The following is a 17,995-nucleotide window of genomic DNA, read 5'->3' as shown; positions in this document are numbered from 1 at the left end:
TAGTTAAGGTACTAATTTACAAAAAAAGACGTCTATAGTATTGAAAATGTTCAGTATTAGTCAATTAGTTCTTTAACTAATGCATCGCATGTGTCATTAATAAGTTCAAAAACATATTTAAAACCGTCTTGGCCTCCATAGTAAGGATCGGGTACGTTTTTGTTTTGGATTGAAGAATTCGCTTCAAGAAACATTTTTACTTTTTTAATATCTCTCGTGTTTCTAGCTAAGCTAACGATGTTATTATAGTTTGATTCGTCCATGGCGTAGATTATATCAAAGGCATCAAAATCGGATACTTTAAATTGTCTGGCGCTTTGTGTACTAATATCTAATCCATTTTGTTTTGCAACGTTAATGGAACGTTTATCTGGTGCATTTCCAATATGATAAGCGCCAGTGCCAGCGGAATCAACATAAAAAAGATCATCAGGAAGTTTAGATTGCATGATGCCATGAGCTAATGGCGAACGGCAAATATTACCTAAGCACACCATTAAAATACTAATCATACTAAATTGTAATTAAAGGGCTAATTTTTTAGACAAATCTTCAACATATTTTCTGAATTGCTTATCTGTTGAAGATAAGTTATCTACAGTCTTACATGCGTGTAAGACTGTGGCATGGTCTCGTTGTCCTATTTGAGAACCTATACTAGCTAAAGATGCTTTTGTGTATTTTTTAGCAAAAAACATAGCTAATTGACGTGCTTGTACAATATGACGTTTACGTGTTTTAGACTGAAGTGTATTCACATCCATTTGGAAGTAATCTGAAACTACTTTTTGAATATAATCAATAGAAACTTCACGCTTCGTGTTCTTTACAAACTTCTCTACAATATCTTTTGCTAGATTAATTGTAATTTCTTTTTTGTTGAAAGACGATTGCGCTATTAATGAAATAATGGCTCCTTCTAGCTCTCTAACATTAGTTTTAATATGTTTTGCAACATATTCTATAATGTCATCTTGCATTTCAACACCATCTCTGTAAAGCTTGTTTTTTAAAATAGAAACTCTTGTTTCAAAGTCAGGAGTTTGTAATTCTGCAGAAAGTCCCCATTTAAAACGCGATAATAAGCGTTGCTCAATATCTTGCATGTCTACAGGAGCTTTATCACTTGTTAAAATAACTTGCTTTCCGTTTTGGTGTAAATGATTGAATATATGGAAGAAGACATCTTGCGTACCTGTTTTACCAGACAAGAATTGTACATCATCTATAATAAGGACATCTATAATTTGATAGAAGTGAATAAAATCATTTCTATTATTCTTTTTTACAGAATCTATATATTGTTGTGTGAATTTTTCAGCAGAAATATATAAAACTGTTTTTTCAGGGTATTTATCTTTAATATCAACACCAATAGCATGGGCTAAATGTGTTTTTCCTAAACCAACACCACCAAAAATTAAAAGCGGATTAAATGAGGTTCCTCCGGGTTTGTTGGCAACTGCAATACCTGCATTTCTTGCTAAACGGTTAGAATCACCTTCTAGGAAATTTTCAAAACTATAACTTGGATTAAGTTGCGATTCGATTTTTACATTTCTAATTCCAGGAATTATAAACGGATTTCTTAGTTCAGGACTTTTATTATTGAAAGGTACATCTACATCTTGAGATTTTAAAGCAGAACGGTTTGCACTTGGAATCTTTTCTGTAAAAGGTTGTTTGTTTCCATAGGTGTTTTCCATTTTAATAACGTACACCAATTTAGCTTCTGCGCCTAACTCTTTTGTAAGTGAAACCTTTAAGATTTTTACATAATGCTCTTCTAACCACTCGTAGAAAAATTTACTTGGAACTTGAATACTCAATGCATTACCCGAAAGTTTAACAGCATCTATAGGTTCAAACCAAGTTTTATAGGCTTGTGGTTGTATATTATCTTTTATAAAAGCGAGACAATTACTCCATACAGATTGCGCTGTGATCTCCATTCGTTAAGTTAGATTTTTCGTTGTTAGTTATATTAGCAAAAAAAAAGAGAATTGGAATTCTCTAGTAGTTTTCAAGAGGACAAATATGTGAACAAAATTCTTAATAAAAAAATCAAATAACATTGAATATTTAGAATTTTTTCCTCATGTTTAAAACAATTGAAAATTACAAAATTTTTTCTTAATCAAACCATTTATTTATGAATTATAATGAAACAAGTGTTAGAGTACGTTATGGAGAGACTGACCAGATGGGAGTTGTGTATCATGGTAATTATGCAGTGTATTTTGAAGTGGGTAGAACAGAGTGGTTACGTGAATTTGGGCTGAGTTACAGCGGGATGGAGGCTGATGGAATTATGTTGCCAGTAGTTTCTTTGACTATAAATTACAAAAATTCAGCACGTTATGATGATGTGCTTAAAGTAAAAACGACATTGAAAAAGATGCCAACAGCTACCATTGAATTTGAATATGAATTACGAAATGAATCTGACGTTTTATTGGCGACTGGTAGTACGATTTTAGCATTTGTTAGCATGGAAAGGAATAGACCAACGCGTTGCCCAAAATATCTTTTAGACAAACTGCAAGATTATTCGTTATAATTCTTTGATTTCAACTCCGAAAAATTGGTTGAATAGTTCAAATAATTTTAGGCTGTTGTTTTTTCTGACAGATATTTCTAACAAACAATCGAGTTCGAGAGTTTGATTAATAATTTCAACATCATTTTCTTTTAATAAACGCATCACTTTACTCATGTTTTTATATTCGAAATTGAGTTGAAATTTTTTATTTATAGTGCGTTCAACAATTTCTGAAGCTTCTAATGCTAATTGTGCTCCTGTTCTGTAAGCGTTTATTAAGCCACCAACACCAAGTTTTATACCACCATAATACCTAACGACTATGATTAGAGTATTGGTGACATCAAAAGATTGAATTTGACCATAAATTGGCATTCCTGCAGAATTGTTAGGTTCTCCATCATCATTGGCTCTGTATTGAAAGGTTTCAGTTCCTATCTGATAAGCATAGCACCAATGCCTAGCAGCATAATGTTCTTTTTTTAAATCGTCGAGATGTTGCTTTATCTGCTCTTCATTTGTTACCGGAAAAGCAAAACCATAAAACTTACTATTCTTGTCTTTAAATATTTCGCCTTGCGCTGGTTTTGTTATTGTTTTATATGTGTCGATTTCCATATTGTTAATTTGTAAAAATAAACCTGTAGAGTTTCTATTTATAAATTTTAAAGACTCAGTTTTCTATAAAACAAAACTAAAGGTATTATCTTAAACTTTGAAACAATTCAACTAGGCATTAGTAACTCTTAAATATTTTGGTTTTATGTGTATAGTGATTTATTAACAGGTAACTATTGAAAATAATTATCTTATATTATTAATTATATTTGTTAAAAAAAAAGATGAGGAAAATTCTATTTTTAATTGTAATAATCACCTTTAATTTAACAAAAGCTCAAGAAACGGTTGGCTTAATTTTTAATGATTTCAGTGAAATAAAGTCAAATGGATATACCTTATTTAATCCTTCTTCTGATAATAGGGTATTTCTAATTAATAATTGTGGTGAAGTTGTAAATCAATGGGAGTTTGAGAGTCTTGATAGTAGAAATGGTTATCTCTTAGAGAATGGTAATCTTTTAGTAGGTAGTGAGTTGACCACCGAAATTAAAGATTGGGATGACAATTTAATTTGGAGTATTAATTACCTAGATTTTCTTGGGACTTCAATTCATCATGATATTGAGCCACTACCCAATGGTAATTATTTAGTATTGGTGAGAGATGTGTATAGTAAGTTAGATTTAATTGAAGAAGGTTTAGATCCTACGTATTTTTTGGACACCATGGTGCTTGATAAGGTTTTAGAAATTGAACCCGTAGGTACAAATTCAGCTAATATAGTATGGGAGTGGAAGTTATTTGATCATTTAGTTCAGGATTATGATAGTTCTAAACCTAATTATGGTGTAATCTCTTCAAACCCTCGATTATGGAATCTTAATTATGATGGTGGTCAGGGCTCCAATCCCATACACGCTAACGCAATTGACTATAATGCAGAATTAGATCAAATAGTAATTTCATCTAGGCACTTAAGCGAAGTGTTCATTATTGATCACAGTACGACAACAAATCAAGCATCAACGAATAGTGGTGGTATATATAATAGAGGGGGTGATTTTTTATGGAGATGGGGAAATCCTCAAGTATATAATCAGGGAACAGCTTCTGATCAGAAGCTTGGTAGACAGCATGATATTAAGTGGATTACTGAAGGACCTAACCAAGGTAAGTTGTCAGTATTTAGTAATGATGGCTACGGTAGTAATCTATCTGCTTCTTCTGTTCATATCATTGATCCAAACGCTATTAATGGTGTTTACAGTCTAAGTTCAGGTACGTTTTTGCCACAAAGTTATTTTTGGTCATGGGATGGTATCATTATGAACGAAGTTATGCATGGAGGAGCACAATGTGGTGTTCAAATTATGTCTAATGGAAATGCTTTAATTAATGAATCTGATATTGGGAGACTTTCAGAAATTGATAGCTCAGGTAAAGTGATATGGGTTTACATGATTCCTGTTAGTAATAATTCTAATTTCGACCAATTTGAACAACCAATAGGTAATGGTTCTTTTAGAGCTCATCGATATCCTGAAGATTACAGTGGTTTTGATAACTTAGTTTTTAATACTTCCGGAATTATTGAAGATGTAAATTCAATCTCTCAAGAGTGTATAGATTTAGAGATGTTATCGGTTGATGATACAAATTTTAATATCCTAAATGCTTACCCTAATCCTACAAGAGACGTTTTAAATTTTAATATTCCTATTGATCATATTAAGGTTTATGATTTGTCGGGAAAAATGGTATTAAGTAAAGAACACTCTGAAAATATAAATTTAGAGAATCTAGCAAATGGATTATATATTGTTAGTCTATTAAATGCTGAAAATTCTAAATTTATTAAAATATCAAAAAAATAACATTAAAGGATACCGCTTAATTTATCCTATAGTTTTATTTCGATAGTTATGTTTTGTCGATTTTTATATAATTATAGGATGTATTAAGTAATAGGTGATACTCTTTTTATTAGATAAAATCTTGTTAATCTAGTATGACAATTGTTTTTTATAAACGTCTTCTTCTATTATGCTAAAGTTACTAATACTATTGAAATTAGTGCTAAGATAATACCTATCCAGTTTTTCCTAGAAATATTCTCTTTAAATAAGACTAATCCTATTAATGTAGATAGTGCTAAAATTGCAATATTATTAATGGTGAATATGGTTGAACTCTCTGTGTTTTCTACTCGTAAAGCTAACAGCAGAAAATACATAGAACCATAATTGGCAATACCTAATAAGATTCCAAAAGGGACGCTTTTTATTTGAAATTTTTTTTTCGTAGTAATGTATTTGTATGCAATTAGAGAAATTCCAATTAGTGCTGCTATACCAAAAATAGAGGATAAAAATAAAGGAATATTACCTTTTGGAGCAAAATGATTAACAGAAGTATCTATTATACCAGAACCGAAGAAAAGAATGATTGGTAAATAGATAGATTTTGTAACAATGGTATTATCTTTTTGTTTAATAGAAGTTAAGTAAACGGCAACTAAAGCTAAAGCAATTCCTATTAATTTTTGAGTTTCAGTGCTTTCATTATTTGCATAAATACCAAATATTACTGGAATAATTAAACTCATTTTACTAGCGACAGAAGCTACCGAAAGCCCGTTTTTTTGAGCGGTTAAAGCCATAACATTGAATATGGCAATAAACAGAAAGCCTAATCCAATAGCCGCAATAAACCAATGGGTTTGTATAATTTCTGAAATGTTAATTTTTGCATCGTTGAATATCAATCCAAAACCAAAAGCCGTTGCGTAATTGATTACAATAGCTTGAAGCGTGTCAATTTTATACTTGCTAAAAAGTTTAAACAACACGAAAATTGCCGTAGAAGACAATACGCTTAATAGTAAATAAATCAAAAGAGCTCTTTTTTAGTTTTAAAAAGTGTCACAATGTCTTCTTTGGTTTCGTCGATGTTCCAAGTGTGGAATCCCATTCTATCTGCTGTATCAGTATTGTCTTTGGTGTCATCAATAAACAAACATTCATTAGCAATAAGATTGTTTTCAGTTAAAACGAATTCAAAAATATCTGTATTTGGTTTTCTAAAATGAATTTCTTGAGATAGGTAAAAGACATCAAAACAAGCTTTAAACTCATTAAAGAAAGGAACTGTTTCTTTTACATAATCAATATGCATATCATTGGTGTTACTCAATAATATGAGTTTGTATTCTTTTAGAAGTGCTAATTTTTTAATGAATTCTAATCTATGCTCAGGAAAATCTTTAATGATACAATTCCAGGCATAAATAAGTTTGGTTTCACTTATTTTTGGAAATTTCGATTTATAAAACTGAATAAATTCAGAAGTAGAAATTTTACCGACTTCATATAATATATTCGTTTCAATCATATCAGCGTCAAACGTCTTAAGATTGAATAAATCTAATGCATACTGCATAGCACCTGGCTTATCTAGGTTGATAAATACATCACCAAAATCGAAAATTAGTGTTTTAATCTTTTGCATAAATTCTTAATAAATCAGTTTTTATTTGAGACTCAGAAATTAAAGTTCCTTCTAATTTCGGTGACTTTATACCGGTTTTAAAGCTTGTGTTACCTGTAAAAACGCGTGCTTCATCCCAAAGATTTTCATTTATAAAAGTTTGAAGCGTTTGTGAACCGCCTTCAATAATTATAGAGTTGATATTTTGTTTGAATAATAAATCCGCAATTTGAATTGCTATCGGTTTTTCAAAATCAATATCTTCATTTGTAACTCGTATGGTTTTCTCTTCATTATTAAAAACGGCGTAGTTAGCGTTTAATTTTGAAGTTTTGTCTAATACCACTCTAATGGGATTCTTGCCAGACCAATCTCTAACCGTTAAACTCGGATTGTCTTCAATAACCGTATTGGTTCCTACTAAAATTGCGTGTTCTTCGGCACGCCATTTATGTACTAATTGACGTGAATATGGATTAGTTATCCAAACTGGTTTTTGTTCATCCCTTTTAAGAGGAGCTATAAAACCATCTTCAGTTTCAGCCCATTTTAATATAATATAAGGACGCTTTTTATTGTGAAACGTAAAAAAACGCTTGTGATGTGCTTTACATTCCGTTTCTAAAATACCAACCGAGACATTGCATCCTGAAGCTCTAAGTTTTGCGATGCCTTTGCCTGCAACGTCCGGATTATCATCAACACAACCAATAACCACATTCGGAATTTTATAAGAAACAATTAAATCGCTACAAGGAGGTGTTTTTCCAAAATGGCTACAAGGTTCTAAGGTAACGTAAAGTGTACTATCTAATAAAAGCGCTTTGTCCTTTACTGAATTTATAGCATTTACTTCTGCATGACTATCTCCATATTTACTAGTGAAGCCTTCTCCTATAATTTTGTCATTATAGACTATTACAGCCCCAACCATAGGATTTGGTCTTGTGGTTCCCAATCCGTTTTTTGCAATTTGTAAACAGCGTGTTATGTAGGTTTCGTGGTTGGTCAATTAGAACTTTATTTTTACGTCTTGAATTTCATCTACCGAATATGTTGACGAATATCCCATTATCTTATATTTTATATCCCCTTTGATGTGCACTTTTAAGCTTTGTGAAAGTAAACTACCTAATAGGCTTCCGAGATTTTCATCATTCATTATACTTTCGGTTGCTACTTTAACGGTTAGTGGAATAGTAAATCTTTCTCTTTTAGGCACATCAAATTCATCAGATACTACTGATGCAAGTTCTAAATCATTAATATAAACTTTAAGGTCGTCTGTTTTTAAAGTACCACCAACATCATTTTTATTTAGAAATAATGCCTCTGTTCTTATGGTAATGTTTTTAGCGTTTGAATCAATCACCTTAAAATTTTCTAGTCTAACAAACTCCGGTTTTTTTGTAAAAGAACAGTTAAAAAGTAATGTAAAACTTAGAGAAAACATTAAGAGTCTTTTAAACATAAAATTGTTTTTATATGTATTTTTGAATTTGCTAAAAAAGTAATTATTCAGTGTGTAAAGATACTATTGTTATTCGAGAAATTGAAGCCAAAGACAACCCTAAAATTGCTAAGGCCATTCGTTCTGTTTTAATAGAAATGGGAGTGCCAAAAGTGGGAACAGCTTATGAAGATGTTGCTTTAGATCGTATGACGGCAACTTACAACGAACCTAAGAAAGCTTATTTTGTTGTTGCCAATGGCGATGACATTATTGGTGGAGCTGGAATTTCACCATTAGATAATTACGAAGGCAATGTGTGCGAATTACAGAAAATGTATTTTATGCCAGAAGCAAGAGGTAAAGGCTTAGGGTCTAAAATGATGAAAAAATGTTTGGACTTTGCCAAGCAGGCTGGTTTTGCGCATTGCTATTTAGAAACCTTGCCTTATATGGATGATGCACGTAAACTCTATAGAAAAGTAGGTTTTAAAAATTTAGAAAAACCTATGGGAAATACAGGTCATTATTCTTGCACGGTTTGGATGCTTAAAGATTTGTAATTATGCTATTAAAAGATCTTCAAAATATATTTCATAAAGAATTAGATACTATTTACGGTAAAGATGAAGTTGATAGCTTTTTCTATTTGTGTACGGAACATTATTTAAACGTTCCGAGAATTCAATTGACTTTAGAACCAGGGTTTACAATAATTAAATCTGAAACAGATACGTTTTTTAAAACCTTAGAAGATTTAAAACAACAGAAACCAATTCAGTATATATTGGGGGAAACGGAATTTTACGGTTTACCATTTAAAGTGAATGACAATGTATTAATTCCACGACCAGAAACGGAAGAACTAGTTGATTTAATAATAAAATGTCACACCAAGCGCAGTCGAAGTGCTCATGAAAATCTTAAGATCCTAGATATCGGAACAGGTTCTGGTTGTATAGCTATTTCTTTAGCTAAAAACTTGCCCAATGCCAAAGTTTATGCTTTGGATATTTCAAAAGAAGCTCTGAAAGTGGCAAAACAGAATGCTGAACTAAATAAGGTTAATATCAATTTTATAGAGGCTAGTATTTTAGATAATACTTGTCATTCCGCACTAGATGCGGAATTTAATTTTGATGTCATTGTATCCAACCCACCATACGTTAGAAATCTAGAAAAACAAGAAATTCAACCCAACGTTTTAGACAACGAACCACATTTGGCTTTGTTTGTTGAGGATGATAATCCATTACTGTTTTATAAAGCTATTACCAATTTTGCTATTAAAAAGCTAAATGATAAAGGGAATCTATATTTTGAAATTAATCAATATCTTGGCGAGGAATCAAAAGCATTATTAACTGATACTGAATTTGAAAATGTTGAGTTGCTTAAAGATTTGAATGGGAATGATAGGATGTTGAAAGGGAAAAAGTTGTAGAATGAGGAATTTAGTTTGTTTTTTTGTTTTGATGGTTTATTTTTCTTGTAAAAACAAAAATGGGGCAGAATTGTCGCCTCAAAAAGAAATGATTTCTGAATCTGAAGAAATATTAGAATCCAAGGAAACTGAAACTATAGATTATAGTAATGTTATTAAAGATACATTGATTGTTTCCGGGAAAGAAATAGTGTTTTTAATGCCGTCGAAAGAAGAGCTTAAAGCTATGGGGAAAAGAAGAGATATTTCGAAACTAGATTCGACCTTTAAATATAATAGCGCTCGCGTTAAAGAATTTTTAAAGTTCCCTGAGGATATTAAAATCAGTTATTCAACTAAAAGAATTATAGGTGTAAATTATGGGAATAGAATAAAATATTACGATAAGTTAGATTACTTTAAGTGTAATTTTGGTATGCTAATGATGTTTAATATATCTTTTAATATGGTTAAAGGAGTTAAAACAGATGAAGATTATTTTTCTTTAATTGTTGAATACTACAGAGAAAATATAAGATTAGAAAAAACAATTGCCTATAAATATGTTATTGCAAAAAACGGTCTGAATGTAAGAGAAGCTGGAGGTGAAATAAGTGATAAATACGACTATGGAGAGTTTGTGGAAATAATAGGTTATTCGAACGATACAATAGAAGTTAATGACAATGGGAAGATTATAAAAGATGTTTGGGCATCTGTAAAATGGAAAAGAAACGGCTGGACTTATAAACGTTATGTCTTTAATGGTTTTTTAGGAGATCGAGAAGATATTATAGTGTTTAAAGACCAAATCTGTTTAGGTTATTACTATTCTCAACCAACTTTATATAGTAACAATGCAGACGCACAATTTGACTGTTTAACCAAATATTTTGATTTTGAACTAATTTCAGAAAAACACTTTAATGCAATTAAACCTATTCATGAAACTTTTTTAAAGAAAAATCCATTGGTAAAGATTGAAGAGAATGAGGATAAATCTCAGAATATAATACTGCCAATAAAAGACAGTACTATAGTTTTTAGCAGTAAAATAGATTATAGTGGTTCATCACATAGCTATTATGGAGATGTAGATTTTTTAAATCAATATTTAACTAGTCACATCTATTATAAAGCTGAAGAAGGAAATTATAGCTATATAGATAGAACCTCAGGTAAGGAGACCTTTGTGTTTGCAGATTTTCCTTTTATTTCGCCAGATAAAAAATATATTATTTGTTTTTTTTACGATGTTTATGATGAGGTGTTTTCTTTAGAAAAGTATGACATAAACGAGAATAGAGAAATCAGTTTTAAGAATGGTTTTGCGTTTGAATATTGGGTAAAACCTTCGTCAAAAAACCTAAAATGGATTTCTAAAAACGAGTTTGCCATAGAAATCACAAATAAAAAGATATGGAATGGTAGTGCTGATTATAAGTCGCAATATTTAAAAATTAAATTAAAACATTAGACGTTTAAATTCATTATGAACACACAACAACAAATAGAGTCACTTAGAGAAGAATTGCGTCAGCACAACTACAATTACTACATTTTAGATGAAGCCACGATAAGTGATTACGATTTCGATATAAAACTAAAAGAACTTCAAGCTTTAGAAGAAGCGCATCCCGAGTTTTTTGATGCGAATTCGCCAACACAACGCGTTGGAGGATCTATTACCAAGAATTTTAAAACAACGGTTCATGATTCTAGAATGTATTCATTAGATAATTCGTATTCTAAAGAGGATTTACAGGATTGGGAAACGCGAATTAAAAAAATGGTTGATGGAGATGTTAATTATACTTGTGAATTAAAATACGATGGAGCATCAATAAGCTTAACATATGAAAATGGTAAATTGTTAAGAGCTGTAACACGAGGAGATGGAGTACAGGGTGATGAAGTTACAGCCAATATAAAAACCATTAACACAGTTCCATTACAATTGAAAGGAGATTTTCCTGAACGTTTTGATATTAGAGGAGAAATTGTTCTTCCAATAGAAGGCTTCTTAAAAATGAATGCCGAACGCATAGAAAACGAAGAAGAACCCTATAAAAATCCAAGAAACACAGCATCAGGAAGTTTAAAGCTTCAAGATAGTTCAGAAGTAGCTAGGCGTCCTTTAGAATGTTTATTATATAGTATCGTAGGAAATAATCTAAATATTACTTCGCAATATGAAGGTTTAGAAAAAGCCAGGGCTTGGGGTTTTAAAGTGCCAAAAGAAGCCCAATTGGTGAATTCTATTGATGAAGTCTTAGAGTATGTAGACTATTGGGATAGAAATAGACACAATTTACCTTATGAAATAGATGGAGTGGTGGTAAAAGTTAATAATTTGTACCAACAAGATGAATTAGGGTTTACAGCCAAAGCACCACGTTGGGCAATGGCTTATAAGTTTAAAGCAGAACAAGTTTCTACACGTTTAAATGAAATTACATATCAAGTAGGTAGAACAGGAGCTATTACACCAGTAGCCAATTTAGAGCCAGTGCAATTAGCGGGAACCATTGTAAAGCGTGCGTCGTTACACAATGCAGATCAAATTGAAAAGTTAGATATAAGAGAAGGGGACGAAGTATTTGTAGAAAAAGGAGGAGAGATAATACCGAAGATTATTGCTGTAGATTTATCCAAGCGTCCTGAAAATTCTGTGCCAACTCAGTATATAACACAATGTCCGGAATGTGAAACAGAGCTCGTTAGGTTAGAAGGTGAAGCCAAACATTACTGTCCTAATTATTCAACGTGTCCACCGCAAGTGGTTGGGAGAATTCAACATTACATATCTAGGAAAGCCATGAATATTGATGGTTTAGGTGGTGAGACTGTTGCTCTACTAGTTAAAGAGGGTTTGATTCATAATTATTCAGATTTATACGAGTTGACTGTAGAGCAAGTTATTCCTCTTGAACGGATGGCTGCAAAAAGTGCTGAGAATTTAGTGAAAGGTATTGAAGCTTCAAAACAAATTCCATTTGAACGTGTACTATTTGGATTGGGAATTCGTTATGTAGGTGAAACTGTAGCTAAGAAATTGGCCAAACATTATAAATCTATTGATGCATTAATGTTTGCTTCATTATTGGATTTGGTAACTGTAGATGAAATTGGTGAACGGATTGCGGAAAGCGTTGTTGAGTTTTTCTCTTCGGAGGAAAACAAACATATTATAGAGCGTTTAAGGTCTTTTGGTGTGCAATTAGAAATATCAGCAGAGAAGTTAGCGAATCAAACTGAAAAGTTAAAAGGGTTGTCTATTGTTGTTTCAGGTGTTTTTCATAGCATTTCTAGAAACGAACTAAAGAAGCTTATTGAAGATAACGGAGGTAAAGTATCTTCTTCCATATCTTCTAAAACCTCTTATGTGGTTGCAGGAGATAAAATGGGACCAAGTAAGAGAACAAAAGCAGAAAATTTAAATATTGAAATACTTACGGAAGAAGCGTTTTTAGGCTTATTGAAGTAAATTCTTACATTAAAACAGCTATTTATTCGACGAAATGCTTGATTCATACGTTTATATGTAAAAAAAATGTTTATATTTGCTTTAATTAATAAGGGAAGATTAATGTTAGTAAATAAAATTTTAAAGATCGTATTGGTGCTTTTGGGCATCAGTTACATCATATTACAAGGCTTTGCTTTGCAAATAGAAGGTGATGCTGTAAGTGCTGTAGCTTTTGTTTTGCTTACATGGCTCTATATAGGTTGGACAAAACATAAATCTAAATTATTTATCTTGTTTTTAGTTGTTTTTACAGCGGCACAAGTGTTAGGTTTTTTAGCTTGGTTTCGTACTATAGTCCCAGCAGGTCAAATAGATTACTTATATTTTTTAGTAAACATTCTTAGCATTATTTCTTATGCTTTGCTTATTGTTAAGATGTTCATGCAATTAAATTTTAAAGCAGTTTTCTCACAGTTAACTATTCCTATAATCATATTAGTAATTTTAGATGTTTTTTGTGTGACTTTAATATCTAGCACTACAAAAAGTTCGTTTACTTATTATGAGTATGCTTTAGAATTCACCTATAATGCTGTAGTTATGATACTGCTGTCATTAGCACTTATTAATTATATGTATCGAAATAATTATAAGTCTATGTTGTTTTTATTAGGGTCTATTTTTATTCTGTTCTCAGAGATTATACAGTTAGCATATTACTATATTTTAATCGATACTACTAATTCTAATTTGGGTTATATTTATTCTTTCTTTTTAGTTGTGGCATTTATCTTTTATTACTTGCAATCGCAACATGCTGTAAGTGACCCTATTCCGGCGTATACAGACGATCCTATAGAAGCTTAAAATTTTATTAGCAAGTATTATATTGTGATTTTAAGGGCTTATTAAACTATAATTGAAGCTCCTTCAGCCGTTACCTTTTTACCAGGTTCGAAATAAAAATCAATTTTACCAAGATATAAACCAAAGCAACCCACTTGGTTAACTAATACGTTTTTACCTACACTGTTTTTTTCTATAGTTGGTTTAGGTAAAAAGGTATGAGTGTGTCCACCAATAATTAAGTCAATATCTTTTGTCGCTCTAGCTAAAGTAATATCACTTACTTTGTCCGGATTATTCTTGTAGTAATAACCAATGTGCGATAAACAAATCACCAAATCACAAGACTGTTCTTCTTTTAAAATACGAGACATATCTTGTGCAATTTCAATAGGATTATGATAAACGGTCTCTTTATACATGCCTTTATTAACCAAACCATCAAGTTCAATCCCTAATCCAAATATGCCGATTTTAATACCATCCTTCGTAATAATTTTATAAGGCTTTACATGCGTATCCATTACAGTATTGGTAAAATCATAGTTGGCCGAAACAAACTCAAACTTCGCATGCGGAATCTGTGCATACAATCCATCAATACCATTATCAAAATCATGATTACCAATAGTAGCAACATCATACTTTAGCATACTCATTAGTTTAAATTCTAATTCGCCACCATAGTAGTTAAAATAAGGTGTGCCTTGAAAGATATCTCCTGCGTCTAATAACAAGGTATTTGGATTATCCATTCTAATAGATTCAACCAAAGAGGCACGTCTTGCAACACCACCTTTATTAGCGTTTCTGCCATCCTCTGGTCCAAAAGGATCAATATGGCTATGCACATCATTTGTGTGTAGAATCGTTATTTTTTTCGTTTTAGCCGGACTAAAAGATTGTAAACTTAGACCACCAACACCAGCTAAAACTGTTGCAGCTGTAGATTTTTGAATAAATTGTCTTCTTTTCATGATTTAATCTTCTAATTGTATAAAACGTTGATCGCGTACAGGGTTTATGGTATCTCTTTTTTTGAAATTATCTATAAGAATATTTCTTATTTTATAATCTAAAACATACAATCCTTCATTTGGTTGAAAGAATGTCATTCCGTCTCCACCATCATACAAATAGTCGTTGGTTGCAACATAATAGGTTTTATCAACATCTATAGGTTCTCCTTTAATTGTTGCAGAACTAATAGCTGAGTTTTTATCTAAAATTAATTGTACTTGATGAGACAAAGGATGGGCACGTTTTGATTTAGAAAGATACTCCATCATTAAGTTAACCTGTGTACCTTTTAATGCTGCAACAACAATAGAATTTTCAAATGGCATTACTTGAAACGCTGTTCTAATAGTAATATTCCCTTTTGAAATGATAGAACGAATACCTCCATGGTTAAGTAGTACAAAATCAATATTTTTTTGAGTTCGTTGATTAAACACAGGATTACCTTCGTTGTAAACAGCATCTGCCATCAAATTTCCAATCGCAGTGTTGAAATTTCCATCAGATTTAGAAAAGGTTTCTGGTGCATATGAAATTATACTATCCATATTTTTATTCACATGTGTCCTGTAGGGAGCTATAAAATCTTCAATTTCTTGATTGGTTTGTAGGCTATCGTCAATGTCGATTCGTTTGCCTTCAATTTTAGAAAGATTTGATGATGCACAAGAGAAAATGAGCAACAATAAACAGAGTTTTAGAATATGTTTAATAGTCATTGAATAACTTATAAGAAGTTTATAATAAAATGTGAGTGCTTTTATTAAATTTGCACAAAGGCTAAAGGTAAATGATTTTAAAAGCATTTAAAGAAAAATCTAATCGAAAATATGTCAATAATTTATTGACAACACGTCAACCTGCCGTTAATAATAATAAAGTAAAGACAATTGCTGTATTACTTAATACTAGCGAATTTCATGAATTTGAAGTATTTAGAGTCTACTTTAAGGAGTTGAACTTAACATCACCAAAGCATAAAATAGTAGCCTTTACAATAGATGATAAATTAGAACATAATAAATGGAACACGCATTTTAGTCCAAAAGATTTTGGATGGAAAGGCACTATAAAAAATCTTGATTTGCAAGCTTTTATAGAAGAACCTTTTGATATGTTGATTTGCTTTTATAAAAATGATGTTTTGCAATTAAATATGATAACGGCTGCGTCTAAAGCTAATTTTAAAGTTGGAATATCTAGAAATGACGAACGTCTTTACGATTTAATAATAGATGTAGATTTAAAGGATATCAACATTTTTAAACAAGAATTGAAAAAATACTTAAATATTTTAAATAAATTATAATGACCAAATTTATAGGAACTGGTGTGGCATTGATTACACCTTTTAACGCAGACTTAACTATCGATTTTGATGCGTTAGAGCGATTGGTAGAATATAACATTGCTAACGGTACAGACTATTTAGTAATAAGTGGTACAACAGGAGAAAGTGTAACGGTTACACCAGAAGAGAAGAAACAATTAATTACGTTTATTTCTAAAATTAATAACGGAAGATTACCATTGGTTTTAGGAATAGGAGGAAATAATACGGCTAGTGTTATTAGTGAAATTGAAGCGACAGATTTTTCAGGTATTGCTGGTGTTTTGTCAGTATCTCCTTATTATAGTAAACCAACTCAAGAAGGTATTTACCAACATTTTAAAGCCATTGCAGCAGTAACACCAAAACCAATTATTTTATATAATGTTCCTGGTAGAACGTCATCTAATATGTCACCTAAAACAACGCTGAGGTTAGCAAAAGACTTTGATAATATCGTTGCAGTTAAGGAAGCAGGTAATAATGTCCACCAATATTTAGAGTTATTAAGAACTAAACCTGAAGACTTTTTAGTGCTCTCTGGTGATGATGATTTAGCTCTGGGAGTTGCCTTAGCTGGTGGGTCTGGTGTTATTTCTGTTATTGGACAAGCCTTACCAAAAGAGTTTTCTGAAATGATGCGTTTAGGAATAGCAGGTAAAGCTAAGGAAGCTTATAATATTCATTTTAAGTTAATGCCAATTACAGGACTTATATTTTCTGAAAATAATCCTTCAGGAATCAAAGCTGTTTTAAGTGCGTTAAATATTTCAAAACCACACGTGCGTTTACCACTTGTGGAAGCTACAGATCAATTAAAGGAAACTATTAAATCTGAACTAAAAATTCTAGGAAAAAGTTAAACTTAATATAAATAGCTATTTCGCCTAGATACAACTCTTAATTTAGCGGATAATATTTGTTTTTTAAATCCGTTAATAATGCTTACTTTTGCATTCTGTTTAAAATTTTATGAAATGAGCTTAGTCTATTAGTTTCTAAGAAGCTGAAATACTAAAATGCGAATTCCATACTGACAGATGTAAAAGCAATTAAAGTGACCACATGAAAAGAGGACTTTACATATTACTTATCAGTATTCTATTTATTTCTTGTACTGACTTTCAGAAAACATTAAAATCTGAAGATACAGCCAAGAAATTTGAAATGGCAACAGAATTATATGACGCTGAAAAGTGGAATAAATCTTATAGATTGTTGGATCAAATTCTTCAACAATATAGAGGTAAACCACAGGCTGAAAAAATTACATTTATGCACGCTATGTGTTCTTATAAGTTAAAGGACTATTATATTGCAAGTTTTCATTTTGATAAATTTACAGATGTTTATCCTCAAAGTGAAAAAGCAGAAGAGGCAGCATTTTTAGCAGCTAAAGGGTATTATCATAATTCCCCTGTGTATTCTAAAGAACAGAAAGAGACGATTGAAGCAATAGAGAAATTACAATTATTTGTAAACCAATATCCAGAATCAGAGTATTTAGGTGAGGCTAATGAATTGGTTAAAGAATTAGATTTTAAATTGCAGAAAAAATCTTTTGAAATAGCAAAACAATACAACACAATTAGTGAGTATAAAGCGTCTATTAAAGCGTTTAATAATTTTATGCTCGAGTTTCCAGGAGCTACTTTAAGAAATGAAGCTTTTTATTACAGATTTGATTCAGCTTACAATTTAGCAATATTAAGTGTTGATTATTTGAAAGAAGAACGTATAAATGAAGCTATAGCTTTCTATAAAGCTTTACAAAAAGCATATCCAAATTCAGAGCGAATGGAAGCGGCTACGATAATGAATGAAGAATTACAACAACAATTAAATACCTTGACTACTAAAAGTTAAAC

The 17,995-nt window shown here is 31.3% G+C and carries 19 protein-coding genes; 10 read left to right on the top strand and 9 right to left on the bottom strand.

Annotation, left to right across the window (positions count from 1 at the left end; all coding sequences use genetic code 11):
• Positions 1-56: 56 nt before the first annotated feature.
• Both HM992_RS14890 and dnaA read right to left on the bottom strand, forming a co-directional pair.
• Positions 57-512 (bottom strand): low molecular weight protein-tyrosine-phosphatase, encoded by a 456-nt coding sequence (locus tag HM992_RS14890; protein ID WP_179320243.1) that lies wholly within the window; start codon positions 510-512, stop codon positions 57-59.
• 12 nt (positions 513-524) lie between these two features.
• Positions 525-1,952: a chromosomal replication initiator protein DnaA gene (gene dnaA / locus HM992_RS14885; RefSeq protein WP_178985747.1), complete on the bottom strand. Its 1,428-nt coding sequence runs from the start codon at positions 1,950-1,952 to the stop codon at positions 525-527.
• A gap of 200 nt (positions 1,953-2,152) precedes the next feature.
• On the opposite strand from dnaA, the gene HM992_RS14880 reads away from it, so the two are divergent.
• Complete coding sequence (locus tag HM992_RS14880; protein ID WP_178985746.1) at positions 2,153-2,560, top strand: acyl-CoA thioesterase; 408 nt, start codon at positions 2,153-2,155, stop codon at positions 2,558-2,560.
• Here the strand turns inward: HM992_RS14880 and HM992_RS14875 are convergent.
• On the bottom strand, positions 2,555-3,160 hold the full coding sequence (locus HM992_RS14875; protein WP_179320242.1) for an IMPACT family protein: 606 nt from the start codon (positions 3,158-3,160) through the stop codon (positions 2,555-2,557). The two genes, HM992_RS14880 and HM992_RS14875, sit on opposite strands and share 6 nt — an antisense overlap.
• Positions 3,161-3,384: 224 nt before the next feature.
• Here HM992_RS14875 and HM992_RS14870 point away from each other — a divergent pair, with 224 nt between their 5' ends.
• Positions 3,385-4,977 carry an aryl-sulfate sulfotransferase gene (locus HM992_RS14870; RefSeq protein WP_179320241.1) on the top strand — a complete coding sequence of 531 codons (1,593 nt, stop codon included), beginning with the start codon at positions 3,385-3,387 and terminating at the stop codon, positions 4,975-4,977.
• Positions 4,978-5,144: 167 nt separating this feature from the next.
• Here HM992_RS14870 and HM992_RS14865 read toward each other — a convergent pair whose 3' ends face one another.
• From HM992_RS14865 to HM992_RS14850, 4 genes are read right to left on the bottom strand one after another with little or no spacing between them, the layout of a single operon-like run.
• Complete coding sequence (locus HM992_RS14865; protein WP_179320240.1) at positions 5,145-5,996, bottom strand: EamA family transporter; 852 nt, start codon at positions 5,994-5,996, stop codon at positions 5,145-5,147.
• The gene (locus HM992_RS14860; RefSeq protein ID WP_179320239.1) at positions 5,993-6,610 is read right to left on the bottom strand and encodes an HAD family hydrolase; all 618 of its coding nucleotides are present in this window, start codon (positions 6,608-6,610) and stop codon (positions 5,993-5,995) included. Before HM992_RS14860 ends, HM992_RS14865 begins: the two co-directional genes overlap by 4 nt.
• Positions 6,597-7,601 (bottom strand): bifunctional diaminohydroxyphosphoribosylaminopyrimidine deaminase/5-amino-6-(5-phosphoribosylamino)uracil reductase RibD, encoded by a 1,005-nt coding sequence (gene ribD / locus HM992_RS14855; protein WP_179320238.1) that lies wholly within the window; start codon positions 7,599-7,601, stop codon positions 6,597-6,599. Before ribD ends, HM992_RS14860 begins: the two co-directional genes overlap by 14 nt.
• Positions 7,602-8,060, bottom strand: a complete 459-nt coding sequence (locus HM992_RS14850) for an LEA type 2 family protein (protein WP_178985740.1) — start codon at positions 8,058-8,060, stop codon at positions 7,602-7,604.
• 50 nt (positions 8,061-8,110) lie between these two features.
• Here HM992_RS14850 and HM992_RS14845 point away from each other — a divergent pair, with 50 nt between their 5' ends.
• The 5 genes from HM992_RS14845 to HM992_RS14825 all read left to right on the top strand — a co-directional run bounded on the left by HM992_RS14845 (position 8,111) and on the right by HM992_RS14825 (position 13,798).
• Entirely contained in the window at positions 8,111-8,602 is a 492-nt protein-coding gene (locus HM992_RS14845) for a GNAT family N-acetyltransferase (protein WP_179320237.1), read from the top strand.
• A 2-nt stretch (positions 8,603-8,604) separates the two neighbouring features.
• Positions 8,605-9,483: a peptide chain release factor N(5)-glutamine methyltransferase gene (gene prmC / locus HM992_RS14840; RefSeq protein WP_179320236.1), complete on the top strand. Its 879-nt coding sequence runs from the start codon at positions 8,605-8,607 to the stop codon at positions 9,481-9,483.
• Position 9,484: 1 nt separating this feature from the next.
• Positions 9,485-10,939 carry a hypothetical protein gene (locus HM992_RS14835; protein ID WP_179320235.1) on the top strand — a complete coding sequence of 485 codons (1,455 nt, stop codon included), beginning with the start codon at positions 9,485-9,487 and terminating at the stop codon, positions 10,937-10,939.
• Positions 10,940-10,954: 15 nt separating this feature from the next.
• Complete coding sequence (gene ligA / locus HM992_RS14830; protein WP_179320234.1) at positions 10,955-12,949, top strand: NAD-dependent DNA ligase LigA; 1,995 nt, start codon at positions 10,955-10,957, stop codon at positions 12,947-12,949.
• Positions 12,950-13,051: 102 nt separating this feature from the next.
• A complete protein-coding gene (locus HM992_RS14825; RefSeq protein ID WP_179320233.1) occupies positions 13,052-13,798 on the top strand; it encodes a hypothetical protein in 747 nt (248 codons plus the stop codon).
• Positions 13,799-13,839: 41 nt separating this feature from the next.
• On the opposite strand, the gene HM992_RS14820 is transcribed toward HM992_RS14825, so the two are convergent.
• Positions 13,840-14,754 carry a bifunctional metallophosphatase/5'-nucleotidase gene (locus HM992_RS14820; protein ID WP_178985734.1) on the bottom strand — a complete coding sequence of 305 codons (915 nt, stop codon included), beginning with the start codon at positions 14,752-14,754 and terminating at the stop codon, positions 13,840-13,842.
• Between the two features lie 3 nt (positions 14,755-14,757).
• Entirely contained in the window at positions 14,758-15,516 is a 759-nt protein-coding gene (locus HM992_RS14815) for a 5'-nucleotidase C-terminal domain-containing protein (protein WP_178985733.1), read from the bottom strand.
• A 71-nt stretch (positions 15,517-15,587) separates the two neighbouring features.
• On the opposite strand from HM992_RS14815, the gene HM992_RS14810 reads away from it, so the two are divergent.
• The 3 genes from HM992_RS14810 to HM992_RS14800 all read left to right on the top strand — a co-directional run bounded on the left by HM992_RS14810 (position 15,588) and on the right by HM992_RS14800 (position 17,993).
• A complete protein-coding gene (locus HM992_RS14810; protein WP_179320232.1) occupies positions 15,588-16,106 on the top strand; it encodes a DUF6913 domain-containing protein in 519 nt (172 codons plus the stop codon).
• Positions 16,106-16,990, top strand: a complete 885-nt coding sequence (gene dapA / locus HM992_RS14805; RefSeq protein ID WP_179320231.1) for a 4-hydroxy-tetrahydrodipicolinate synthase — start codon at positions 16,106-16,108, stop codon at positions 16,988-16,990. The genes HM992_RS14810 and dapA overlap by 1 nt, the downstream gene beginning before the upstream one ends.
• 202 nt (positions 16,991-17,192) lie before the next feature.
• Positions 17,193-17,993 (top strand): outer membrane protein assembly factor BamD, encoded by an 801-nt coding sequence (locus HM992_RS14800; RefSeq protein ID WP_178985730.1) that lies wholly within the window; start codon positions 17,193-17,195, stop codon positions 17,991-17,993.
• The last annotated feature ends 2 nt before the right edge of the window (positions 17,994-17,995 follow it).

It is taken from the genome of Winogradskyella helgolandensis, from assembly GCF_013404085.1.
Lineage (GTDB): Bacteria > Bacteroidota > Bacteroidia > Flavobacteriales > Flavobacteriaceae > Winogradskyella > Winogradskyella helgolandensis.
Note: the sequence above shows the minus strand (reverse complement) of the source record. Positions and strands in the feature narration are given on the sequence as shown.